The organism is Nocardiopsis sp. NRRL B-16309, assembly GCF_001279585.1.
Taxonomy (GTDB): Bacteria; Actinomycetota; Actinomycetes; order Streptosporangiales; family Streptosporangiaceae; genus Nocardiopsis.
Genome location: NZ_LGEC01000046.1, coordinates 1 through 237, shown reverse-complemented (window position 1 = coordinate 237; position 237 = coordinate 1). Strand labels below are relative to the sequence as shown.

Genomic DNA, 237 nt, shown 5'->3' with positions numbered 1-237 from the left:
GTGTGACGGGGCCAAAACAAACATGGCTTAAAGAAAATCAAACACGCGCTGTTGAGTTCTCAAGAAACAACCGCTCATCCCGTACAAGCCCCGACCTTTTCACCGGTCGGTGCGCTCTTCCGTGGAAGGCTGTCTGCGTTTCCACCGCCAGTGCGGTGTGGACGCTTCGTTGTGTCTTTACTTTATCAGGTGTTCCGTGCCCCGCCAAATCGGCGGTTTCGGAGCAATTGATCGGGG

General features: G+C 54.9%; 1 protein-coding gene. It reads right to left on the bottom strand.

Features of this window, described 5'->3' with window-relative positions; translation table 11 throughout:
* Nucleotides 1-37 precede the first annotated feature (37 nt).
* A partial coding sequence (locus ADL05_RS31610) for a hypothetical protein (protein ID WP_231640629.1) occupies nt 38-237 on the bottom strand: 200 nt, incomplete at its 5' end.